This is a genomic window from Pseudomonas sp. PH1b (assembly GCF_000633395.1).
Classification (GTDB): Bacteria; Pseudomonadota; Gammaproteobacteria; order Pseudomonadales; family Pseudomonadaceae; genus Aquipseudomonas.
The window spans coordinates 1-23,216 of sequence record NZ_AYMU01000022.1; the positions used below are offsets into that span (position 1 = coordinate 1).

21 protein-coding genes and 1 pseudogene are annotated in these 23,216 nt (G+C 64.8%); 13 read left to right on the forward strand and 9 right to left on the reverse strand.

The features are described 5' to 3' along the window. Positions 1-617: 617 nt before the first annotated feature. The 4 genes from U873_RS0127445 to U873_RS0127460 all read right to left on the reverse strand — a co-directional run bounded on the left by U873_RS0127445 (position 618) and on the right by U873_RS0127460 (position 4,755). Positions 618-2,468, reverse strand: a complete 1,851-nt coding sequence (locus U873_RS0127445) for an amidohydrolase (RefSeq protein WP_025131294.1) — start codon at positions 2,466-2,468, stop codon at positions 618-620. Positions 2,469-2,500: 32 nt separating this feature from the next. After that, positions 2,501-3,079, reverse strand: a complete 579-nt coding sequence (locus U873_RS0127450) for an antibiotic biosynthesis monooxygenase (protein ID WP_025131295.1) — start codon at positions 3,077-3,079, stop codon at positions 2,501-2,503. Positions 3,080-3,152: 73 nt separating this feature from the next. Further along, the gene (locus U873_RS0127455; protein ID WP_025131296.1) at positions 3,153-3,980 is read right to left on the reverse strand and encodes an alpha/beta fold hydrolase; all 828 of its coding nucleotides are present in this window, start codon (positions 3,978-3,980) and stop codon (positions 3,153-3,155) included. Between the two features lie 133 nt (positions 3,981-4,113). Beyond that, positions 4,114-4,755 (reverse strand): hydrolase, encoded by a 642-nt coding sequence (locus U873_RS0127460; RefSeq protein ID WP_025131297.1) that lies wholly within the window; start codon positions 4,753-4,755, stop codon positions 4,114-4,116. A gap of 161 nt (positions 4,756-4,916) precedes the next feature. Between U873_RS0127460 and U873_RS0127465 the strand changes: the two genes are divergently transcribed. The 6 genes from U873_RS0127465 (at position 4,917) to U873_RS0127490 (ending at position 11,127) form a co-directional block, all read left to right on the forward strand. After that, positions 4,917-5,813, forward strand: a complete 897-nt coding sequence (locus U873_RS0127465) for a LysR family transcriptional regulator (protein ID WP_025131298.1) — start codon at positions 4,917-4,919, stop codon at positions 5,811-5,813. A 92-nt stretch (positions 5,814-5,905) separates the two neighbouring features. Continuing rightward, positions 5,906-6,565, forward strand: coding sequence for an isoprenylcysteine carboxylmethyltransferase family protein (locus tag U873_RS0127470; protein ID WP_025131299.1), 660 nt, complete (start codon positions 5,906-5,908; stop codon positions 6,563-6,565). A 643-nt stretch (positions 6,566-7,208) separates the two neighbouring features. Continuing rightward, the gene (locus U873_RS0127475; protein WP_025131300.1) at positions 7,209-8,573 is read left to right on the forward strand and encodes a glutamine synthetase family protein; all 1,365 of its coding nucleotides are present in this window, start codon (positions 7,209-7,211) and stop codon (positions 8,571-8,573) included. Positions 8,574-8,711: 138 nt separating this feature from the next. Continuing rightward, on the forward strand, positions 8,712-10,025 hold the full coding sequence (locus U873_RS0127480; protein ID WP_025131301.1) for an FAD-binding oxidoreductase: 1,314 nt from the start codon (positions 8,712-8,714) through the stop codon (positions 10,023-10,025). Between the two features lie 231 nt (positions 10,026-10,256). Further along, a complete protein-coding gene (locus U873_RS0127485) occupies positions 10,257-10,667 on the forward strand; it encodes a GFA family protein (protein ID WP_025131302.1) in 411 nt (136 codons plus the stop codon). Continuing rightward, entirely contained in the window at positions 10,660-11,127 is a 468-nt protein-coding gene (locus U873_RS0127490) for a hypothetical protein (protein ID WP_025131303.1), read from the forward strand. Before U873_RS0127485 ends, U873_RS0127490 begins: the two co-directional genes overlap by 8 nt. 327 nt (positions 11,128-11,454) lie before the next feature. On the opposite strand, the gene nadE is transcribed toward U873_RS0127490, so the two are convergent. The 3 genes and pseudogenes from nadE to U873_RS0127505 all read right to left on the reverse strand — a co-directional run bounded on the left by nadE (position 11,455) and on the right by U873_RS0127505 (position 14,171). Next, positions 11,455-12,282, reverse strand: a complete 828-nt coding sequence (nadE, locus tag U873_RS0127495) for an ammonia-dependent NAD(+) synthetase (protein WP_025131304.1) — start codon at positions 12,280-12,282, stop codon at positions 11,455-11,457. A 1-nt stretch (position 12,283) separates the two neighbouring features. Next, positions 12,284-13,513: pseudogene (gene pncB / locus U873_RS34555) on the reverse strand (nicotinate phosphoribosyltransferase). Between the two features lie 10 nt (positions 13,514-13,523). Then, positions 13,524-14,171: a nicotinamidase gene (locus U873_RS0127505; RefSeq protein WP_025131305.1), complete on the reverse strand. Its 648-nt coding sequence runs from the start codon at positions 14,169-14,171 to the stop codon at positions 13,524-13,526. Positions 14,172-14,354: 183 nt separating this feature from the next. Here U873_RS0127505 and U873_RS0127515 point away from each other — a divergent pair, with 183 nt between their 5' ends. The 3 genes from U873_RS0127515 to U873_RS0127525 are packed head-to-tail and all read left to right on the forward strand — an operon-like array spanning position 14,355 to position 16,124. Further along, complete coding sequence (locus U873_RS0127515; protein WP_025131306.1) at positions 14,355-14,900, forward strand: adenylyltransferase/cytidyltransferase family protein; 546 nt, start codon at positions 14,355-14,357, stop codon at positions 14,898-14,900. 1 nt (position 14,901) lies between these two features. After that, on the forward strand, positions 14,902-15,609 hold the full coding sequence (locus tag U873_RS0127520; RefSeq protein WP_025131307.1) for an NUDIX hydrolase: 708 nt from the start codon (positions 14,902-14,904) through the stop codon (positions 15,607-15,609). Positions 15,610-15,617: 8 nt separating this feature from the next. Then, on the forward strand, positions 15,618-16,124 hold the full coding sequence (locus U873_RS0127525) for an NUDIX hydrolase (RefSeq protein WP_025131308.1): 507 nt from the start codon (positions 15,618-15,620) through the stop codon (positions 16,122-16,124). Here U873_RS0127525 and U873_RS0127530 read toward each other — a convergent pair. Further along, positions 16,121-17,041 carry a LysR family transcriptional regulator gene (locus U873_RS0127530; RefSeq protein WP_025131309.1) on the reverse strand — a complete coding sequence of 307 codons (921 nt, stop codon included), beginning with the start codon at positions 17,039-17,041 and terminating at the stop codon, positions 16,121-16,123. The genes U873_RS0127525 and U873_RS0127530 overlap by 4 nt on opposite strands. A 102-nt stretch (positions 17,042-17,143) precedes the next feature. Between U873_RS0127530 and U873_RS0127535 the strand changes: the two genes are divergently transcribed. Beyond that, positions 17,144-18,319, forward strand: coding sequence for an aspartate aminotransferase family protein (locus tag U873_RS0127535; protein ID WP_025131310.1), 1,176 nt, complete (start codon positions 17,144-17,146; stop codon positions 18,317-18,319). A 66-nt stretch (positions 18,320-18,385) separates the two neighbouring features. Here U873_RS0127535 and U873_RS0127540 read toward each other — a convergent pair whose 3' ends face one another. Continuing rightward, a complete protein-coding gene (locus U873_RS0127540; protein ID WP_025131311.1) occupies positions 18,386-18,922 on the reverse strand; it encodes a DUF4174 domain-containing protein in 537 nt (178 codons plus the stop codon). 916 nt (positions 18,923-19,838) lie between these two features. On the opposite strand from U873_RS0127540, the gene U873_RS0127545 reads away from it, so the two are divergent. The 3 genes from U873_RS0127545 (at position 19,839) to U873_RS0127555 (ending at position 23,214) form a co-directional block, all read left to right on the forward strand. Then, on the forward strand, positions 19,839-20,828 hold the full coding sequence (locus U873_RS0127545; RefSeq protein WP_025131312.1) for a response regulator: 990 nt from the start codon (positions 19,839-19,841) through the stop codon (positions 20,826-20,828). 3 nt (positions 20,829-20,831) lie between these two features. Continuing rightward, positions 20,832-21,779: a sensor domain-containing diguanylate cyclase gene (locus tag U873_RS0127550; protein WP_025131313.1), complete on the forward strand. Its 948-nt coding sequence runs from the start codon at positions 20,832-20,834 to the stop codon at positions 21,777-21,779. A gap of 109 nt (positions 21,780-21,888) precedes the next feature. Then, positions 21,889-23,214: a hypothetical protein gene (locus U873_RS0127555; protein ID WP_025131314.1), complete on the forward strand. Its 1,326-nt coding sequence runs from the start codon at positions 21,889-21,891 to the stop codon at positions 23,212-23,214. Positions 23,215-23,216: the final 2 nt, after the last annotated feature.

The window sequence follows — 23,216 nt, forward strand, 5'->3', positions numbered from 1 at the left end:
GCCGTTGACCACGATGCCATCGGCCATCGCCACCACAGGCTGCCAGAACATCAGGTTGGCCAGGATGAACGCCAGGCCCCGCTTGGGCAGCCCCCAAAACGACTCCCGCGCTTGCAGGGTGGCAGAAGGTTGGCGGGCCAGAAAGGCAAACTGACGAACATCCATGTCGTGTTTCTCAGGTCAGGAGCGCAAAGCAAAACGCGCGCTGATCGGCACAAGGGCTCACCCGGACAATGGGCAAGACACTTGTCTGCGGACAACTTTAAAGAGATGGGGAAGAAGCAAGCCGCCAAGGGGAACCGGGCAAGGCACCGCGCAACCTCATGCTCTGGGTGACGAACAACAGGTTCGCGCCTGGAAACGACAACAGGATCTGAGCAAGAAGCGCGATACCCATGCGCCGCTATTCAGGCATCAATTTGCCTGAAGCCTTGCCGATGGAAGGCAGGGGCAACGGACGCCGATATTAGGACCGCTCCGGCCATCGAGGATGTAGGACTTTTCTGAACAGTTAAGAGAAGTGTCGATATATCTCGGTAATGAGGGGCATCGCAACCACAGTAACGGGAGATCAGCAGGAGCCGGCGAACCAGCTCCTGCAAGGGCTGGACGTTGTATCAGAAGGCAAAGCACGAACAACCAAACGCCCCCCAAAAGCCCTGGAAGTCGCTCACCGGCACCGATGATTGACGGGCCCGCTCATGGCCATGGGCGTGCACGGCACAAGGCCCGCTGCAGTGGTGCACCTGGTTGAGCAGTGGCGATGCAGGCTTCCAGTGCCCCGGGACCTTGACCACCGGTGACCAGTCGGGGGTCACCGGCAAGGTCGGCGGGGCCAGTTTGTCGAACTCCCCTGCCCCATGCACCACCTTGCCGCCCACCACTGTGAGCAGGGACTCGATCCACTTGATCGCCTCTTCCTCGACGCTGAAGTAGTCCGCCGAGAGGGCCACCAGGTCCGCCAGTTGGCCAACCTTGATCTGGCCTTTCTTGCCCTGTTCCGAGGAGAACCAGGCGCTGCCGTGGGTGTAGAGTTCCAGCGCGGTGTCGCGGCTCAAGCCCTGGGGATACAGCTCCAGGCCGCCGACGGTACGGCCGCTGACCATCCAGTACAGCGAGGTCCAGGGGTTGTAGCTGGAGACCCGGGTGGCGTCGGTGCCGGCGCCCACCGGAATGCCTTCGGCGAGCATGCGCTGGATCGGTGGGGTCATCTCGGCGGCCTTGGCGCCGTAGCGCTCGACGAAGTATTCGCCCTGGAAGGCCATGCGGTCCTGGATCGCGATGCCGCCACCCAGGGCCCGTACCCGCTCGATGTTTTTCGGGCTGATGGTTTCCGCGTGGTCGAAGAACCACGGCAGGCCGTTGAACGGGATATCGCGGTCGACTTTCTCGAACACATCGAGCATGCGGCTGATGGATTCGTCATAGGTGGCGTGCAGGCGGAATGGCCAGCGCTGTTCCACCAGGTGGCGCACCACCGGCTCCAGTTCCTGCTCCATGGTCTGGGGCAGGTCCGGGCGCGGTTCGAGGAAGTCCTCGAAATCGGCGGCGGAAAACACCAGCATCTCCCCTGCCCCGTTGTGCCGCAGGAAATCGTCGCCCTGGCCGTAGGTGACGCTGCTGGTCCAGTTCTTGAAGTCCGCCAGTTCTTCCTTGGGCTTCTGGGTAAACAGGTTGTAGGCGATGCGCACGGTCAGTTGCTGCTTGGCCGCCAGCTCGTTGATCACCTGGTAGTCGTCCGGGTAGTTCTGGAAACCGCCACCGGCATCGATGGCGCTGGTGACCCCCAGGCGATTGAGTTCACGCATGAACTGGCGCGTGGAGTTGACCTGGTAATCCAGGGGCAGCTTGGGGCCCTTGGCCAGGGTCGAGTACAGGATCATCGCATTGGGCCGGGCGATCAGCATGCCGGTGGGGTTGCCATTGGCGTCGCGCACGATCTCGCCACCGGGCGGGTTCGGAGTGTTGCGGTCGTAGCCCACCACTCGCAGCGCGGCGCGGTTGAGCAAGGCACGGTCATACAGGTGCAGGACGAACACCGGGGTGTCGGGCGCGGCCTGGTTCAGTTCTTCCAGGGTCGGCAGGCGTTTCTCGGAGAACTGGAATTCGTTCCAGCCGCCCACCACCCGCACCCACTGCGGCGCCGGGGTGCGCTGGGCCTGGTCCTTGAGCAGGCGCAGGGCATCCACCAGGGAGGGCACGCCTTCCCAGCGCAGCTCCAGGTTGTAGTTGAGGCCGCCGCGGATCAGGTGCAGGTGAGAGTCGTTGAGCCCCGGGATCACGGTGCGTCCCTGAAGATCGATGACCTGGGTCGCGCTGCCCCGCAGGGCCATGGCCTCGGTGTCGTTGCCCACGGCGATGAAGCGCCCGTCCTTGATGGCCACGGCACTGGCCCGGGGTTTGGCCCGGTCCACGGTGTGCAGGCGGCCGTTGAACAGGATCAGATCGGCAATTGCGTTGGTGTTCATGGCACTACTCCGGATAAAGGTCACAAGGGGTATCAGGCCGCGCCGCGCGGTTGCAGCCAGCGGCTGAACAGGCGGGTGACCCGGGGCATGAAGACATAGACCACCAGCAGCACGATGCTCAGGGTGATCAGCACCGTGGCCGGCACATAGGCGCCCAGCCAGGGCAACAGGGTGAACACGGGCTTCCACAACTGCGGCACCAGAAAGCTCAGCGGCAGGATCACCAGGAACGTCACGCAGGCTTGTTTCCAGCGCGGTGGCGGGGTCGGCGCACCGCTGTCCTGGGGGGTGAACCAGAACTCGCGGTCGGCGTTGATTTCGGTCTGGTCACCGTCGGCCAACAAATGCTGGGCCTGCTGCACCAGTTCGCGGCGGTCAGCGGAGTCCAGCCAGTGCTGCAGCTGTTCGGTGCTGGCAAAGCGCAGGACGCTGGTGAACAGCCCGAGGCCGCCGCTGTGGCCGCGGACTACGTCGATCCCCAGGTGCCCCGGGTAGCTGCGGGCCTTGGCGATGATCTGGCGCAACCAGGTTTCATACTCCTGGTCGCGGCCTTTCTGGATCCGGTGGCGTACCAGCAAGGTCACGACACCGTCGGTGAGTTCGATATTCATCAAGGGCTCCACAGTGCGGGAAGGAGGATCGCGTCGGGCGCGGCCCGGCAGCACCGACGCTACACAGTCAAGCTCAGCCCTGCTGGATGAACGCCAGCAGGTCGGCGTTGAGCAACTCTTTATGGGTGTCGGTCAGGCCGTGTGGTGCACCGGCATAGACCACCAGCCGAGCATTGGCGATCAGCTTGGCCGAAGCCCGGCCCGCGGCGTCGATCGGTACGATCTGGTCGTCGTCGCCATGCACCACCAGGGTCGGGATGTCGAACTGCTTCAGGTCTTCGGTGAAGTCGGTCTCGGAGAACGCCCGGATGCAGTCGTAGGCATTCTTGTGCCCGGCCTGCATGCCCTGCAGCCAGAAGCTGTCGATCATGCCCTGGGACACCTTGGCCCCCGGCCGGTTGAAGCCGAAGAACGGACCACTAGCGATGTCCTTGTACAGCTGCGAGCGGTCGGCCACGGCGCCGGCGCGGATGCCGTCGAACACCTCCAGCGGCAGGCCCCCGGGGTTGGCCGCGGTCTTGAGCATCAGCGGTGGCACCGCCGAGATCAGCCCGGCCTTGGCCAGGCGCGCGGTGCCATGGCGACCGATGTAGCGCGCCACTTCGCCGCCGCCGGTGGAGAAGCCCAAAAGTACCGCCTGCTGCAGGTCCAGGTGCTCGATCAGCTGCGCCAGATCGTCGGCGTAGGTGTCCATGTCGTTGCCGTCCCAGGGCTGGCTGGAACGCCCGTGACCGCGGCGGTCGTGGGCGATGACCCGGTAGCCGTGGTCAGCCAGGAACAGCATCTGCGCCTCCCAGCTGTCGGCACTCAGCGGCCAGCCATGGCTGAAGACCACGGGCTGACCGCGGCCCCAGTCCTTGTAATAGAGTTCGGTGCCGTCGCGGGTGATGAAGGTGCTCATTGCAAGTGTCCTTGGGTTCGAGGGAGGAACACCGGACACCCATGGCATCCGGAACTGTGCAACCTTGGGCAAGCGTAGAAGCTGGCCCGCTGGCGAAGGGGGCGAATGCCCCCTGGGCCGACGAACTCCTTGGTTACAGCTGACGCTGGGGCGCCTTGTGCACCATGGTGTAGGCGTAGTCCACGCCCATGCCGTAGGCGCCGCTGTGCTCACGCACCAGGTCCATCACCGCGTCGTAGGTGTCCTTGTGGGCCCAGTCACGCTGGTATTCGAGCAGCACCTGCTGCCAGGTCACCGGCACCGCGCCGGCCTGGATCATGCGCTGCACAGACATGTCATGGGCTTCCTGGGTGGTGCCACCAGAAGCGTCGGTGACGATGTACACCTCATAGCCTTCAGCCAGGGCTTCCAGGGCCGGGAAAGTCAGGCAGACCTCGGTCCACAGCGCCGCCATGATCAGTTTCTTGCGCCCGGTGGCCTTGACTGCCGCCACCAGCTTGCGGTCTTCCCAGGAGTTCATCGACGTGCGCTCGATGGGCTGCTGGTCCGGAAACACCGCCAGCAGTTCCGGCCAGATGTAGCCGCTGAAGCTCTCGGTTTCCACCGAGGTGAAAAGAGTCGGCACGTTGAAGATCCTTGCCGTCTTGGCCAGGGCCACGGTGTTGTTCTTCAGGGTCTGGCGATCGATCGACTGCACGCCGAAGGACATCTGCGGCTGGTGATCGATGAGAATCAGGGCGGAGTTGCTGGGGTTCAGCAGTTCACGAATGGACATGGCGAGTTCCTTTTGCAGTCAGAGAGTGAGGTTTGAACATGACCGGTTGATGGCGCCGGCGGCGCCCTGGTGTGCCCGGCTTGGTGGCTAATTTAGGGGCTGGCTGAAAAAGGGACAATTCCCTAAAATCGAGAATCATTGATTCCAAAAAAGGGACAATAATGGACCGTATCGAATGCATGCGCGCCTTCGTCGTCACTGTCGACGAGAACGGCTTTGCTGCCGCCGCACGAGCGATGGACGTGCCGCGCTCCAAGGTCAGCAAGCAGATCCAGGCCCTGGAAGAAGCCATCGGTGTGCAGTTGCTGCAACGCACCACCCGCAGCCTGCACCTGACCGCCGCTGGCGCCGAGTACTACGAGACCGCCCGCGAGGTGCTGGCGACGGTGGACGAAGCCGAACAGCGCGCCCGGGACGGCGTCGCCGAGTTGCGCGGGGTACTGCGGGTCAACGCCCCCATGTCCTTCGGCCTGCGCCGGCTTGGGCCACTGGTGCCGCTGTTCCATGAGCGACACCCGCTGATCGAGCTGCAACTGGTGCTCAGCGACCAGCAGGTGGACCCGGTGCGCGGCGGCTTCGACGTGACCCTGCGCATCGCCAGCCTGGTGGATTCGTCCATGGTGGCCCGCCAGTTGGCACCGGCACCACGGATCATGGTGGCCTCCCCCGGCTACCTGGAACGGGCCGGTATGCCTCGCCATCCCAAGGACCTGAGCGGCCACCAGTGCCTCAACTACGGCTACCTGCAAAGCGGTGTCAGCCTGCAATTGAGCAACGGCAACGACCTGCAGCGGGTGCACGTCACCGGCCCCTTGCACGCCAACAATGGCGACTTGCTGGCCCAGGCCGCCGAGGCCGGCATGGGCATCGCCCTGCTGCCGGACTTCATCGTCGAGGAGGCCCTGGCCGCCGGGCGCCTGGTGCCGGTGCTCGGTGAATGGCAAGCGCCGCCCATCAGCATCAACGTGGTCTACCCCACGGCGCGGCGGGTACCGCAGAAGACCCGCGCCTTCATCGATTTCCTGGTCAGCCAGCTCAGTGACCAGCCCCCGGCCTGAAACCACCCGCGGCCCTGGCGGACCAACGACCGCCGCTGCGCGCAGCGGGGCTCCTACACTCAAGGAAGGTCCCCGACAGGTGCGCACTGATCATGAAAATCTCTCCCCAACTGGCCGTCTCCAGCCTGCTCGGCGCCCTGGCCTACCTGGGCCTGGCGATCTACGGCAGTGGCGGTTTCGCCAGGTTCTTCAGCCATCCACCATTGACCCTGATCGCCCTCGCCACCCTGCTGATGGTGGTCGCTTCGCTGTACAGCGAAGTCAACCTGAGCAGCGGCGAACAGGAAGACCAGGGCAACCGCTGGGTGCTGCCGGTGTTCGGGGTGATCGGTCTGTTGAGCGGCTTCCTTCCGGCCTATAGCGATCGCGTGGAGTTCTGGACCTTCGGCGCTGAGGGCTTGCGCTGGCTCGGCGCCCTGCTGTTCATCGCCGGTGGCGTGCTGCGCCTGTGGCCGGTGTTCATCCTTGGCCGGCGCTTCAGCGGCCTGGTGGCGATCCAGTCCGGCCACCGCCTGGTCACCGAGGGCCTGTACCGGCATCTGCGCAACCCCAGCTACCTGGGCCTGCTGGTGAATGCCGTGGGCTGGGCCCTGGCGTTTCGCTCGGGGCTGGGACTGTTGCTGGCGGCCCTGACGCTGATCCCGCTGATCGCAAGGATCCGTTCCGAAGAGGAATTGCTGCTGAGGCATTTCGGCAACGACTACCAGGCGTACTGCGCCCGCAGCTGGCGCTTGCTGCCGGGCATCTACTGACCCCGGCAAGCCCTTCTGTAAAATAAATTACACACCGGGAGTTGACCTCTCGCGAGGCTCTGGCACGGGGTTCTGCCTCCAAAGAGCAACCCCGTGAACGGGATATCGAGGCCTCTCCCCCCCTTACATTGGCGAGTGGATTCTTGCAGTATTGATCCGCCCCGGGCCGCGGATCCCGTTATCCGCCCCCTCGGCACTCGGTTCATGCCCAGAATAATCACAACGAACTCGACAGCGAGATCACCTGGCCGATGCCTCACCTGAGCCCGTTTCACGGATTCGACAGATTAGCTTCCGCGCCCATCAGTGGCAGCGGTGGTGCTGTCGACGCTCGGTGCTTGCGGCCCTTGCTTGCCCTTCTCCAGCCGCCTCATGAGGTTCATGAGGAGCGCCCCGGCGTTATCGGTTTGCCCCTGGCGGACAGGTGCTGCCCATGAAACTCCTGGTCAACCTGCCCATGGCCCTCTGCCGCTCGCGCCTGCGCCACTCCTCACGCCCTCCGGATCACTCGCCTACGGTCTGATCGCACGCCCCCGGGCGTGTCGCTCCCCGAGCTGCTTTCTGCCCTTGCAACCGAGCCCTGCGCGGCGTCGTTGCAGGACCTGAAAACCTGCGCGCCCTGAACGGCGCAAGCGAGTCATCCATGAATTTTGCTCCCCTCGACGAAGCCCATCGTTTCCTTGCCGCCAACCCCGATATCGACATGATCGAGCTGTTCATCCTCGACGCCAACGGCGTGCCCCGGGGCAAGCTGCTGCACCGCGAAGAACTGCTGGCGGTGTACCAAAGCGGCCGGCCCCTGCCCAGCACCATCCTCGGCCTGACCCTCAACGGCGACGACGTGGAAAACTCCGGGCTGGTGTGGGATGTCGGCGATATCGACTGCCGTGCCTATCCCCTGGCGGGCAGCCTGGTGCGCCTGCCCTGGCGGCAGATTCCCACCGCAGCCGTACAGGTCAGCATGCACCCGCAAGAGGGCCTGCCCGCCAGCATCGCCGACCCGCGCCACCTGTTGATCAAGGTCATCGACGGGCTCAAGGCCGAGGGCTACCACCCGGTGATGGCCTGCGAGCTGGAGTTCTACCTGCTGGACAGCAAACGGGACGCCCAAGGCCACCCGCAACCGGCCCTGGATGCCGATGGCGGCCGGCCACGGACCACCCAGGTCTATGGCCTGCGCGAACTGGAGCAGATCGAGCCGTTCCTCGCCGACCTCTATGCGGCCTGCAAACTGCAAGGCATTCCGGCACGCACGGCGATCTCCGAGTACGCCCCCGGGCAGGTGGAAATCACCCTGGAGCACGGCGACGCCCTGGCGGCCATGGACCAGGCCGTGCGCTACAAGCGCCTGGTCAAGGCCGTGGCCCACAGGCACGGGATGCAGGCGACCTTCATGGCCAAGCCCTTCGATCACCTGGCGGGCACCGGCATGCACATGCACGTGAGCATCGCCGATGCCGAAGGCCGCAACCTGTTCGCCGCCGAAGACCCCGCCGGCACCCCGCTGCTGCGCGAAGCGGTGGGCGGCATGCTTGCCTCGCTCCTGGAGTCACTGTTGCTGTTCTGCCCCAACGCCAACTCCTACCGACGCTTCCAGAGCAACAGCTATGCGCCCCTGGCCCCCACCTGGGGGGTCGACAACCGCACCGTGAGCCTGCGGGTACCGGGCGGTCCAGCCAACAGCCGGCACATCGAACACCGGATCTGCGGCGCTGACGCCAACCCCTATCTCGCCGCGGCGGCGATCCTCGCCGGGATCCATCGCGGCCTGCGCGAACACCTCGACCCGGGCGAGCCGGTCCAAGGCAACGGCTACGCCCAAGCCAGCGAACTGCTGCCCACCGACTGGCTGACCTCATTGGTCGCCCTGGAGCAGTCGGCCTGGGCCCGGGATGCCCTGGGCTGCGAGTTCCTCGGCGTGTACCTGGCGGTCAAGCGCGCCGAGTACCGCCAGTTCATGGCCGAAGTCGGTGAACAGGACTGGCGCTGGTACCTGACCCAGGCCTGAGGCCCCGTTACCGATCTGCCGTGCGCGGCTCAGGGGCGCTCAAGCAGCGCCGAGCCCGCCGGCCCAGCGCCAGATTTCCAGGCCCTGGCCGCTGCCTGCTCGCAGCGGCCCGGCTCACTTTTTCACGAGGATCCAACCATGACCGCCGCCTTCGATCCGCGGACCCCGGCAGCCGAGCGCTGCCCCAGCTACTACAGCGCCACCCTGAACCAGGAAACTCACTACCCGACCCTGCAAGGCACCCATCAAGTGGATGTGGTGATCATCGGCGGCGGTTTCACCGGCGTCGCCACCGCCGTGGAGCTGGCCGAGCGCGGCCTGAAAGTGGCCCTTGTCGAAAGCCACAAGATCGGCTGGGGCGCCACCGGGCGCAACGGCGGGCAAGTGACCGGCAGCCTGTCCGGCGATGCCGCGATGCGCAAGCAGATGCGCGACAGCCTGGGTGAGGAAGTCGATGACTTCATCTGGCACCTGCGCTGGCGCGGGCACCGGATCATCCAGCAGCGAGTGGAGAAATACGCCATTGCCTGCGACCTCAAGCACGGCCATTTGCATGCTGCCTACAAGCCCAGCCACTTGCCGGGCCTGCGTGCCGACTACGAAGAGGCCGTGCGCCGCGGCATGGGCGACGAGGTCAGCCTGCTGGACCGGGCCCAGGTGCGTGGCCTGCTGGAAAGCGACCTGTACCACGGCGCGATCAAGAACACCCGCAACCTGCACCTGCATCCATTGAACCTGTGCCTCGGCGAGGCCCGCGCCGCCGAGAGCCTGGGCACGCTGATCTTCGAACACAGCGAGGTGTTGCAGATTGTCCACGGCGAGCGTCCGGCGGTGATCACCGCCCAGGGGCGCATCGACGCCAACCAGGTGCTGCTGGCCGGCGATGTCTACCACAAGCTGGAGCCGGCGAAACTCAAGGGCAAGATCTTCCCGGCCATGGGCGGCATCGTCACCACCGAGCCGTTGGGAGACCTGGCCAAGCGCCTGAACCCCGAGGACCTGGCGGTCTACGATTGCCGCTTCGTCCTCGACTACTACCGCATGACCGCCGACGGCCGCCTGCTGTTCGGCGGTGGCGCCAACTACAGCGGCAAGGATTCCCGGGATATCGCCGGCGAGCTGCGCCCGTGCATCGAGCGCACCTTTCCGGCGCTCCAGGGCGTGGCCATCGACTTCCAGTGGAGCTGCGCCATGGGCATTGTGATCAACCGCATCCCGCAACTGGGCAAGCTCTCGGACAACGTCTGGTACTGCCAGGGCTACTCCGGCCATGGCGTCGCCACCAGCCACATCATGGGCGAGATCATGGCCGAGGCCTTGACCGGGCACCTCGGTCACTACGACACCTTCGCCGCCTGCCAGCACATCCGCGTGCCCTTCGGCGACCTGCTGGGCAACCCGATGCTGGCGGCCGGCATGTGGTACTACCAGATGCTGGAGAAACTGCGCTGAGGCAGCCCCGGGGTTCGCTCAGTAACCCCGCCAGGCTGACTCGCCCCTTGCCCCGCGAAAGCGATCCGGGCCGCAGTTCGGGGCAAAAAAAGCCCTCCGAAGAGAGTCGGTGGATTACACCTGAATCTGCGGCCACCGCATTCGATCAGCGACTTGCCGTGCCTTGAAAACACGCCAGACGTGGTAGATTCGCCCACCGGCCACCAGCGCCGCATGTTCAGAGAATCAGCCATGAACCACCTGTTGTACCAGGGCGGCTGCCTGTGCGGGCAGGTCCGCTTCGAGGCCCGGGGCCCGGCCGCCAATCCCCATACCTGCTCCTGCACACTGTGCCAGCGGCACAGCGGTGCATTGACCCTGGCCTGGGTCGAGTTCCCCAGCACCCAGGTGCGCTGGACCGGCCCCGCAGGCGTCCCTGCGACCTTCAGATCGTCGGACTATTCAAGCCGGGCGTTCTGCCGGGAATGCGGCAGCTCCCTGGGGGCCATCGACGATCAGCCGACCATTGCCCTGCTCCTGGGCTGCTTCGACGAAAACCGCGACCCGGCCCTGATGCCGGACAGCCATTCGTTCAGCGACCGCTGGCCCGAGGGCTGGGAGCCTGTGCCGGCGACGCAAGAGAAAGACAGCCAGCATGAGTGAAACACCGTCCCACTGCAGCGCCCCCCTGGCCTCGAATGTCTGGACCTGGTACGGCCAGGACCAGTACCGAAAGATCATCCTGCTGGGAGAGCTGGGCCCGGCCCTGGAGTTCCTGGCCGCGGAGGCCGACCGCCAGCGCACGGAGGTCGGTTGCTGCGCCGAGTGTGGCCTGTGGTCCAACCACCTGGATTATCTCGAGGGCTTCGTGAAGCACTTTCCGGCGTACCTGGCGCCCACTCTGCACCCGCGCCTGCAGGCCCTGTTGAGCGGCTGTGAAGCGCTGTGCCGAGAGGCCTACGGGGTGACGCTGGAGGACAACGGCTTCAAACACCCGCAATGGCTGCCCCTGCGCCAAGAGGCGCGTGAGTTGCTGGGCATGCTGGGTTGGCAGGACGTGCGCGAACATATGCCCGAGCTGCTTGAAGAGTGCCGGGCGAGCTTGAGGAAATGGCCGGACTGAAGGGCTTGTGCCGGGGTTGGCAGAGCGCCTACGGGGCTGGGGGTAATGAAGCAGGAGCCAGCTTGCCGGCAAAGGCGCTCTAACGGACTTCATTCGCTGGCAAGCCAGCGCCTGCGCGCTGGGGGTGACGGTGTAGGAGCCAGCTTGCCGGCAAAGGCACTCTTGCGGGCCTCATTCGCTGGCAAGTCAGCCCCTGCAGGCTGGGGTGACGGTGTAGGAGCCGGCTTGCCGGCGAAGGCGCTCTTGCGGGCCTCATTCGCTGGCAAGTCAGCCCCTGCAGGCTGGGGGTAACGGGGTAGGAGCCGGCTTGCCGGCGAAGGCGTCGGGTCAGGCGGGAGTACGTGGCAAGGCGCGTTTGTGGGCGGTGCGCCGGTAGGCGCTTTCAATCAGTTGCCGCACGCTATCGGGCACCGGTTGGCCCATCAGGTAGGCGTCGATTTCTTCGTAGCTGCAACCATAGGCGTCTTCGTCCAGCTTGCCCGGAGCCAGCTCTTCAAGGTCCGCCGTGGGCGCCTTGCGCACCAGGTATGCCGGAGCGCCCAGGGCATCGGCGAGCATCCGCACCTGGCTCTTGGTCAGCCCCGAGAGCGGTGCCAGGTCGCAGGCGCCATCACCGTACTTGGTGAAGAACCCCATCAGCGCCTCGGCGCCATGGTCAGTGCCCACCACCAGGCCGTTGCTGAAGTTGGCAATCGCGTACTGGGCCAGCATCCGCGCCCGGGCCTTGACGTTGCCCTTGGCAAAATCCGTCAGGGCTGCCGAAGGTTGCAGGCCGTCGATCCGTACCTGGGCCATCAGCCCATCGACGCAGTCACCAATGTTGCTGGTGGTGATCTGGTCCGGGCCGATGAAGTCCAGGGACGCCTGGGCGTCTTGTTCGTCGGCCTGGATCCTGTAGGGCAAGCGCACCGCTATAAATTGCGCCTCCCGTCCTGCCTCCCGCCACTGTTCCACCGCCAGTTGGCACAGGCGCCCGGCTGTCAGTGAATCGACGCCGCCGCTGATGCCCAACACCAGGGTCTGGCAGCCCGAGTCCTCCAGTACCTGCTTGATGAAGTCGATGCGCCGGGCGATCTCCGCGCCCTCGCCGCCCGGCACCAGTTGCCGGTCGATACCCAGTTCCCGGGCAATGCGCGCTTGGGTTTGACTGCTCATATCAGGCCTCCAGGGGCGAGTGGGCAAGGTTGACGTTGAACACTTGGGCGGCGTACTTGAGGAACGATGGGTCTTCGCAGACGTTCTTGATCGGGTCGTCGGAGAACTTCACCACCGGCTCGCCATGCACCTGCACCAGTTTCATCACGATGCTCAGCGGCTCGACGCCTTCGACATCGCAGGCCAGGCTGGTGCCCATGCCGAAACCGAACTTCGCCTGGCCGCGCACGTGGCGCAGGATCGGCAGGCATTTCTCGAAGTTCAGGCCGTCGGAGAACATCAGGTCCTTGGTCCTGGGGTCGATGCCCAGCTCGCGGTAGCGGCCCAGGACCTTGTCGGCCCATTGGATCGGGTCCCCGGAATCCTGGCGCAGGCCGTCGTACAGCTTGGCGAAGTACAGGTCGAAGTCCTTGAGAAAAAAATCGGTGCTGATGCAATCGGTCAGGGCGATGCCCAGGCGGCCGCGGTATTCGCGAACCCAGTTCTCCAGCGCGGCGTTCTGGCTTTCCCGCAGGCGTCCCAGCTGCTGGTGCACCATCAGCCATTGGTGAGCCATGGTGCCGATCAGCGGCAGGTCGAACTCATAGGCCAGGTGGGCGTTGCTGGTGCCGACGAAGACCCCGGGGAAATCGCTGCGCATGATCTTCACCACTTAGCGCTGGGCCTTGAACGACAGGCGCCGACGGGTGGAAAAGTCCGAGACGCGGAACTCGGCGAGCTCTTCCTGGCTGGCGTTCTTCTCCAGCCATTCGAATTTCTGGTAGAGCCGGCGGGTCACGTCTGCCAGCTCCACATCGGGGTATTTATCGCGGTTGCGCAACTCGCTGACCATGGCCAGCACCGGCTGCTCGAACATGATGCAGTGCAACATCGGCCCGCGGACGCGGATGCTCAACTGGCCGTCGATCGTGCTCACGTGGATGTAGCGCAGGTTGAAGCGGAACAGGCCGAGGAACTGTTCGAAGTCCGGGGTCAGGTACTCGCGGAACTTGCGGTTGAACAGGAAGCGCTGCTCGCCCTCGCGCATCTGCAGATTGGCCAGTTTCTCCAGCTCTTGGCGGATCTGTGGGATCAGGTGCACCAGGGACTCTTTGGAACGGACGATGAACTGGTACTCGACATCGACATTGGGGTGCTGGTGCAGCACCGCCTGCATCATGGTGAAGGTGTAGTAGTCGGTGTCCAGCAAGCTCTGGATGACGCCGTTGTTGCGATCGAATGCACTTTCCATGGGGCTTTCCTTAAACGCTGGCCAATCTGGCGGTTTCTTCACGAGTCGCGGCGACCGCGATGCCCGCTTGCTGCATGTCCTGTATGGCCTGGGTGGCGCCTGCCTCGCTGATGGCGCGGCAGGCCGGCAGGTGCAGGATTACCTTGAAACCGGCGGCGGCCAGTTGCAGGGCGGTGGTCTTGACGCAGAAGTCCAGGGCCAGGCCGCCGACGATCACCCGTTGCACGCCCTGGCTGTTGAGGTACTCGATGACCCCGGTGGACAGCTTGCCGTGCAGGTCGTGGTAGCAAGCGCCGTAGGGGTGCAGGTCCGGCTCCACGCCCTTCCATACGAAGTAGTCGTAGTCATAGGGCGTAGGCAGCTCGTCCAGCAAGGTGAAACCTTCGGTGCCCGGTACGCAGTGGCTGACCCAGGTCAGGTCGGCGTGTTCCAGGCCGGTGGGCTGGAGCATCTGCTGGTGCTCGGCCACCACCCAGGGCGCCTGGGGGCTGTGGGCGTCCTTGCTGCCGATGCGCAGGCTGGCCAGGGTCGCCATGAAATTCAGCTCGCCACCGATGCGCTCGCCCTCGGCCACCGGCAACTCGTCCGGGCACAGCGGGGTGAAGCTTTTTTGCGCATCGACATCGAAGGAAGCGGTCTTCATCACGGGACTGTTCATGGGGGGGTCTCTCCTCTGCATGGAACAAAAGGTACACATCATGTACTTTCAGTGCAAGCCATCCACCAAGTTTTTTATCGACTCAAACAACAACCCCAACCATATAGGAATATGAACAAGGTTATTCCCCAGACACAAAACCGATGATAAGGTACATGTCGTGTACCAATAGAGAGAAAGCCGATGTTTGAACTGGCGCTTTACGGCGGTGCCTTCAACCCGCCCCACGCCGGCCATGCCCGGGTGATGCTCGAAGCCGCCCGGCATGCCCGGCGAGTGCTGGTGGTCCCCAGCTTCCGCCATCCGGATGGCAAACAGATGGCCGATTTCAGGCAAAGAACCCGCTGGCTGCAGGACATCACCGCCCACCTGCAACCCGAGAGTCCGGCGGAACTGGCGGTGAGCCGCCTGGAACAGCAACTGGCCCTGGCCGATCCCGGCCCGGTCTACAGCTACACCCTGCTGCAACGCTTGGCGGACGACCTGGCCCTGGATGGCAAGCGCATCGCACTGGTGGTGGGCAACGACGTGGCTCAGCAACTGCCCAGGTTCCATCGCGGCGAAGAGCTGCTGCGGCGCTTCTCCATCCTGTGCATCGCAGAACAGCCCGGGGTGCGCAGCAGCGTCCTGCGCCAATGCCTGGCCCGCGGCGAAACACCGCCCAGTCAATGGCTGGCTCCGGGGATGAATCCGCTAAACTACGGCCTCTACGCCGTCCACGGAAATTGATATGCACCACCGTCCTCCCCTCCCCAGCGCCTACCTGCACACCATCGACCTGTGCCTGCTGCGCTACAACCGCGAGCGCGGCGAGCTGGAAATCCTGCTGCACCAACGGGACACCGAACCCTTCGCCGGGCACTGGGCGTTGCCGGGCATCGTGGTCAACGGCGATGTCGAGGACCGCAGCCTGAACGATGCCGTGGAGCGTCTACGGCGCTCGGCCAAGGTCGACCTGCCGGTGGCCTGGATGGAACAGGTGGGCACAGTTGGCGACGCCTTTCGCGACCCCCGTTGCTGGTCGTCCTCGACCTTCTACCTGGGGATTGTCAGCGACCCCGTGGAGCCTGCCGCGCAGCAGGGGTTCTTCGCCCTCGCCAAGGTCGCCAGCGGTGCCTTCAAGCTGCCCTTCGACCACAACAGCCTGGTGGCCCAGGCCCATGAGCGATTGCTGTCCAAATCCCTGTACAGCAGCCTGCCGCTGATGTTTCTCGGCAACGAGTTCAGCGCCCCGGAAGCGGTGAACATCTTCTCCCTGGTGCTGCAGCGGCCGGTGCTCAAGACCAGCATCCGCCAGCGCCTGCTGAAGATGACCGAGGCCGCCTACCTGCGTGAAACCGGGCGCAAGAAAAGCGGCGACGGCGGCCGGCCACAGGCCACCGTGGAACACCTCAAGCCTGGCGAACTGTACTTGTTCGATCGTTGTTTTCTGGAGTGATACCCCCCATGAGTTCCATCCCCGACAACCAGTGCCTGCTGGAAACCCCCTACTTCAAGGTGGTCCGCGAACAGGGCTATTTCATCATCAAGGAAGCCCAGGCGGTGAACGGTGTAGTGGCCGTGCCGACCCTGGCCGATGGCCGGCTGATGCTAGTGGACCTCAGGCGCCGGGCCATCGGCGGCCAGTCCATCGAGTTTCCCCGAGGCGCCATCGACGCCGGGGAAACGCCCTGCGCGGCCGCCGCTCGGGAATTGCTGGAAGAGACCGGCTGGCAGGCCACGGCGGTACGCCAGCTGGGGCTGCTGCACAGCAATACTTCGCTGATCGCCAGCGCGGTCGCGGTGTGCCAGGTGCAGATCGCCGAGCAGGATGGCGCCGCTACCGATGGCGAAGTCGACGCGCTGCTGTGGGTCAGCCGCCAGGAGCTGCTGGCGATGGTTGCCGCCGGCAAGATCACCGATGGGCACACCCTGTCGGCGGCGCTGATGCTGCTGGCCAGCGAGTCGGCCTAGGTTCTGTCGACCTCTGGCCGGCCCCATTTCTCCAGGGCGAAATCGACGAAGCTACGCAGCTTGGGCAGGCGGTAACGGTCCTGGGCATACAACAAGTGCATCGCCCGCAGGGGCAACTGGTAGTCCTGCAGCACCGGCACCAGCCGTCCCTGTTGCAGGTCCTCCTCCACCAGTGCGTCGGGCATCATCACCAGCCCCAGGCCGCCTCGCGCTGCGCGGTGCAGGCCGGACGAGGTGTTGGTCAGCAATGAACCGGACACCGGAATCAGCAGGTCGCCCTCGGGCCCGCGCAGGGGCCATTGGGTGGCCGTGGAACTCCACTCGTCACCAGCCGGATAGGCGAACGCCAGGCAGTTGTGCTGGCGCAGGTCGTCCGGCACTTGGGGAGTGCCACACCGTTCCAGGTAGGCCGGCGCTGCGCAGATGGTCAGGGTGTAGTCCTGCAGGGGCCGGGCGATCAGCGAGGCGGTGTCCAGGCTACCCAGGCGGATGGCCACATCGAAGGTACCGTCGCTCAGGTCGAAGCGCTGGTTGGCCAGGGTCAACTCCACCTTGACCAGGGGGCAGCGCTGGAGGAATTCGCTCAGGGCCGGGGCCAGGCGCTCGGTGCCGAAGGTCAATGGCGCAGTGATGCGCAAGGTGCCGGAAGGCTGGTCCTGGACCTGCTCCGCCAAGCGCTCGGAATCCGCCACCAACCCCAGCACCGCCAGGCAGCGCTGGTAGTACTCGGTACCGAACTCGGTCAGGCGCTGGCGGCGGGTGGTGCGGTTGAGCAGGCGCAGCCCTAGGCGCTGCTCCAGGGCCTTGAGGTGATTGCCCACCATGGTGGTGGACAGGCCGCATTCACGGGCCGCCGCGGTCATGTTGCCCGCCTCCACCACCTTGACGTACACCGACATCGCCTGGAACAGATCCATTATCAACCCTGACTTGAAGATGATTAAAGAAATGACGAGTTTATCTAGCTCCGGTGGCTAACGATACTGGCGCCACACCCACCCGAGATGGAGTTACCCGCCATGAGCGCCGCCTGCCTGATGAGCACCTACCAGCCCCTGTCCCTGAGCTTTTGCAAGGGCCTGGGCACCCGACTCTGGGACCAGGCCGGGCGCGAATACCTGGACGCCATCGCCGGCGTGGCGGTGACCGGAGTCGGCCATTCCCACCCCCGGCTGGTCAGCGCCATCAGCGAACAGGCCGGCCTGCTGCTGCACACCTCCAACCTGTACAACATCGACTGGCAGCAGCAACTGGCGGCCAGGCTGACGGCCCTGGCCGGCATGGACCGGGCCTTCTTCAACAACTCCGGGGCCGAGGCCAACGAAACCGCGCTCAAGCTGGCGCGCCTTCACGGCTGGCACAAGGGCATCGAGCAACCGCTGGTGGTGGTCATGGAGAACGGGTTCCACGGTCGTACCCTGGGCACCCTGTCGGCCAGCGACGGGCCGGCGGTGCGCCTGGCCTACGGTCAGTTGCCGGGGGATTTCCTCAAGGTGCCGTTCGGTGACCTGGCGGCCCTGGAGGCCGCCGCTGCCGAGCATGGCCCACGGATCAGCGCGGTGCTGATGGAACCGGTCCAGGGCGAGAGCGGCATCCAGCTGGCACCCGCGGGCTACCTCAAAGCCCTGCGTGAACTCTGCACCCGGCGCAACTGGCTGCTGATGCTCGACGAGATCCAGAGCGGCATCGGTCGCAGTGGTCGCTGGTTCGCCTGCCAGCACGAAGGCGTGGTGCCGGACGTGATGACCCTGGCCAAGGGCCTGGGCAACGGCATCCCTATCGGCGCCTGCCTGGCCCGGGGCAAGGCCGCCCAGTTGTTCACCCCGGGCAGCCACGGCAGCACCTTTGGTGGCAATCCCCTGGCCTGCCGGGTGGCCTGCACGGTGCTGGAGATCATCGAGGAGCAAGGCCTGCTGGCCAACGCCGAGCGTCAGGGTGCGCTGCTCCTGCGGCGGCTGGGCGAAGAACTCAAGGGGCATCCCGGGGTGCTGCAGATTCGCGGCCTGGGACTGATGATCGGCATCGACCTGGCCAGCCCGGCCAGTGGCCTGGTGCAGATCGCCGCCCGGGACCACGGCTTGCTGATCAACGTCACCCGGGGCAGGACCATCCGCCTGCTGCCACCGCTGGTGATCGACGAATCGGAAGTGGAAATGATCGTTCACGGCCTGTGCCAGACCCTGAACCAGCTGTGAGCCAGGCCGTCTGCCCCGCGGACAGACCACCGGGGCACGGGCCAGGCCCGCCCCCGGCAAGCCTGTTCAGTCGTCCAGGGCCTTGGGCGCTGCAGCCGGCTTGGCCGCTTTGCCGGCCTTGGCATTGGCCGGCTTGGCTTCCGGCTCGGGGGCCGGGGCTGGCGCGGCGGCCTGCTTCTCGGTGGCCGGCAGTTGGTCGACGGCAGCGAACACGTCCTTGAGCTCGATGGCCCCGGAGTGCTCGAGCTTCTTCTCGCCGTCCTTGCCCACCAGGATCACCTTGGTCTGGCCGCTCGCCCCCAGTTTGAGGCTGCGGATCAGGGCCATGGTGGATTGCGGGTCGATGTCCTTGCCGTCGCGCTGGCCGATGGTGTTGATCACCGTGTACAGGACCATGTTGCGTTCGTTGAAGGCTTGACGGGTGGCCGGTTCGTCCAGGGACTTCTTCAGGCTCACCAGGGTCGGGTCCACGGTGCTGGGGGCGATCACGATCAGCGGCCGGGATTTGCCCAGGTCCTGGGTCAAGGGGCCATCGTTATCGGCAGCCAGGATGGGACCGGCAACAGCCAGCAGAGTAGCGAGGGTCAATGACCGAATGAACATGCGTCTCTCCTTATGTTTTCCACGCTGTAATGATTGCGCATTGCGAGAAAAGGTCCAGGCCGGGACTCAAAATCTGACATTTTTTTGGCCGCAACCACGCCGCTTCCCTCCCCACCTGCCCACGCCGCACCCGACAAGGGCTGCAGCCATTTGCGCGGCGACCCGCGAACTGTTCGCAGCAAGGTTTTGTTGCATTTAGCCCGGATTCCGCCGCTGGAACAGCCGCGCAGGTCCAGGGTTCGCATGCTCGGCCTCACGGCAAACCATCACTGGGATCGCTCACGGGATCCAGGCGACTCGACCTGTCAACAGCGCAACGGGTAGCACTCCCTAGTGCCTCGAAGACACTGATGCAGCGAGTGCCAATTGCCACCGAGTGCACAGTTTTATAGTTGAGTGAATATTGCAAAAGACAATCATCGCCAACGCAAGATCACTGGTGGTCAACTTGCAACACTGCCATTGAAGTGATACTTGCCAACACTCTCGATATGTCCGCACCGGCCACGAAGCGACTGGACAATTACAACTTCCAACAATGGAGTTGAATGTACAGCGCGTCATTTTTTGAACGCCAGAAAACAGGCAGGCAATAAGCCAGAACCGCAGTCTATAGCCCTCGCCCTCCTTTGCCCGGGTAAGCTAACCCAGGCTCGGAGCCCACCGAGAACAACCGGCGACACAGTAGCGAATACTTATCCGGACCACGAAGTAGCACAGGGCATATCGAACTTGTTCGAATATTGACCTGAAACAAATATTCACGACACCGAACTACTTGTTCTTTGATTGCCCGTCGAACTATAGTGCGGCGCGGCACGGACAGCCTGTTACAAGATAATTATCACACCGGCAACTCGTTACATTCCCGAACACTATCCCACTACGGATTTTTTCGAATGAGCGTCCGATCCCGATGATTCCCCTTCTCGTCTGCGATGACTCGAGCATGGCCAGAAAGCAGGTACTGCGTACCCTGCCCAGCGAGTGGCGGGTGTCCGTGACCCAGGCCAGCAATGGGCGGGAGGGCCTTGAAGCCCTGCGCCGCGGATTGGGAAAGGTGGCGCTGCTGGACCTGACCATGCCGGTGATGGACGGCTACCAGGTGTTGAGCGCGGTGCAGGAAGAAGGCATCGACGCGCAGATCATCGTCATCTCCGGCGACGTGCAGGAAGAAGCCGTGCGCCGCACCCGCGAGCTCGGGGCCCGGGCCTTCCTCAAGAAGCCCTTCGATCCGCAGCAACTGCGTGAGTTGCTCAACCAACTGCAACTGCTGGACAGCGCCGACTCACCGCTCACCCCGCACCTGTCGCCGGCCCCGCTGGTGAGCTTTCGCGATGCCTTCCGGGAAACCGTGAATGTCTCCATGGGCTACGCCGCGGCGCTGATCGCCAGGGTCCTGGACGTCTTCGTGCACTTGCCCATTCCCCACGTCAATGTGCTGGAAGCCGGCGAGTTGCAGATGCTCCTGGCCGACGCCAATCGCGCCCGGCAATTGACCGCCATCTGCCAGAGCTACATCGGCAGCGGCATCGCCGGCGAGGCGCTGCTGATGTTCTACGACTCGGAGGTGGCCGACATCGCCCAGTTGATGGAGCAAGGCACCGATCCCTACCAGGAAATGGAAGTGCTGATCGACCTGTCCAGCGTGCTGATCGGCGCTTGCCTGAGCAGCATCGCCGACCAGTTGGACGTGTTCTTCTCCGTCGGCCATCCCCAGGTACTGGGGGAGCACACCAGCATCGACGAGTTGATCGTGCTCAACCAGCAACGCTGGAAAACCACCCAGGCGGTGGAGATCAGCTACAGCCTGGAGGAGCAGAACATTCACTTTGACCTGTTGCTGTTGTTCACCGAGGGTTCCATGGCCTTGCTGGAACAGAAACTCGCCTACCTGATGAATTGAGCCATGCCCAGACGAATGGATTTCAGTGAGTTGCACTGGTTGCTGGCGGTGGTCCAGAGCATCGACGTGGGGATCGTAGTGCTCGACCTCGAGTGCCGGGTCCAGGTGTGGAACAGCTTCATGGAAAACCGCTCCGGGGTGCCGTCGAAACAGGCCATCGACTGCTCGTTCTTCGAGCTGTTCCCCGAGGTCGAGCGGCCCTGGTTCAGCCGCAAGGTCGGGCGTGTGGTGGCCCTCGGCACGCCAGCCTTCACCATCTGGAAACAGCGGCCGTACCTGGTGCGCTTCAAGAACTACCAGCCGATCACCGGCCAGGGCGAGTTCATGTACCAGAACACCACGCTGCTGCCGCTGCGCTCCGCCAACAGCGAGATCCATCATGTGTGCCTGGTGATCTATGACCTCACCGATGTGGCGATCAACAGCCTGGCACTGCAGAAGGCCAACCAGCAGCTGCAGCACCTGTCGCGCACCGATCACCTGACCCAGCTGTACAACCGCGGCCACTGGGAACAGCGCCTGCAGTTCGAGTACAGCCGCCACGGCCATGGCATCGCCCTGCTGATGCTGGACATCGACCACTTCAAGTCGATCAACGACCGCTACGGCCACCAGGCCGGCGATGCGGTGATCAAGCGCCTGTCGGAGCTGATCCACGAGCACGTGCGCGACAGCGACGTGGCCGGGCGCTATGGCGGCGAAGAGTTCGCCATCCTGCTGCCCCACACCGACCTCGCCGGGGCCCGCACCCTGGCCGAGCGCCTGCGCCAGTCAGTGCAAGCCCAGAGGGTCCTGCACAACGACCAGGCCATCGCCTTCACCATCAGCCTGGGCATCGCCTGCCTCGATCGGCCATCGCGGGATCATCGCTGCCTGATCGAATGGGCCGACCAGGCGCTGTATGCCTCCAAGCACGCCGGGCGCAATTGCGTGAGCACCTACGCGCCCTGAGCCGCGGGCGGGGTGCATCGAATCCCTGCGACGGGATAGACTGCGGCCCTTTGCGGTCCATCCAGGGGCCGCACTGCCCCTCTCTGACGCTACAAGGAGTCCTGCGCAGATGGCCGATTCGAGCCCCCCACTGTCCCCGCAACAACAATGGCATCGCGCCGTGATGATCTATGCCAAAGGCGTCAATCGCTACGTCGAGACCGGCAACCGCGAAGGCTGGAAAGGCCTGAAAGAACCCTACATGCCGCGCACCGAGAAGCTGCTGGAGGCCTGGCAGGCCGCCCTGGAAGAAAGCAACCGGGGCGGCCACGACCCGGCCCGGCGGGCAGCCTTTCGCCAGGACTGGCCGCCGGCGCACTTCCCGCTGTCGCCACTCCTGGATCAACAGGGACAGATGATCCCGGCCCTGGCCCTGCTCGACGACGGCAGCCTGCTGGCACGCATCGGCGCGCCCTACCAGGCCGGTTCCGTGGTGCATATCGCTGACGGCCAGAGCCAGGTGCTGGAGCAGGTGGAGTTTTTTGGTGTGTGCCCGCAGCGGCGCTATTTCGCCTGGGGCCGGGCCGAAGGAATCCAGGTCACCGATGGCTGGAACGGCCCGCTGGTGGCCAGCCTGGCCTGGCCAGACCCGCTGGCCGGCCTGCCCGAAGGCCTGGAACTGGAAGCTCGTGAACGCCCCAACCCCAGCGCCCTGATCCCCTTCCCCGATGGTCGCCGGGTGTTGCTGGTAAGCGCCGACGGCATCTTCGTGCTGCACGCCGAAGGCGCCACCCGGCTGCTGCGGCGCCTGGAAGACATAGAGCAGGACCTGAAGGACGGCGTGGTCGCCGATGACCTGAACATCGGCCTGTGCATGGAGCACGGCGCGGTGTCCCCGGACGGCCAGTGGATCGCCGTAGGCGAACAGTGCGGCTCGCACCTGGTGTACGACGCCCAACTGCGACTGGTGGCACAGATCGGCCCGGGCAGCGAGTACCCGCACTTCGCCTGTTTCAACCGGCGCGGCGATCGCCTGCTGCTCAATGCCTGCCACTTCTATAACGGTGCCAGCCTGGGGGTGGCGGTGGCCGACCTGCCGGGGCTGTCCACCGATTTCTACAGCGACGACCCGCGCACCCCGGTGCTGCAGGACGGCGCCCGGGTGTACGCCGCCACGTCCCGGGGCGACGAGTTCATCATCGGCGATGCCTACGGCTACCTGCGGGCCTTCAGCGAAACCGGCGAGGACCGCTGGCAGCACTATGTCGGTTCGAGCTTCAGCGCCATGGACATCAGCCCCGACGGCAAGACCCTGGTGGCCGCGACCTATGCCGGGATCATCGTCAGGATCGCCCTGGACACCGCTCGCCCGGACTGGCAGATCGGCACCGGCGAGCACCATGAGGTGGAGCGCTGGCTGTTCTGGAAGGACTTCGCCCAGCCCCTGCAGTGGTAGAG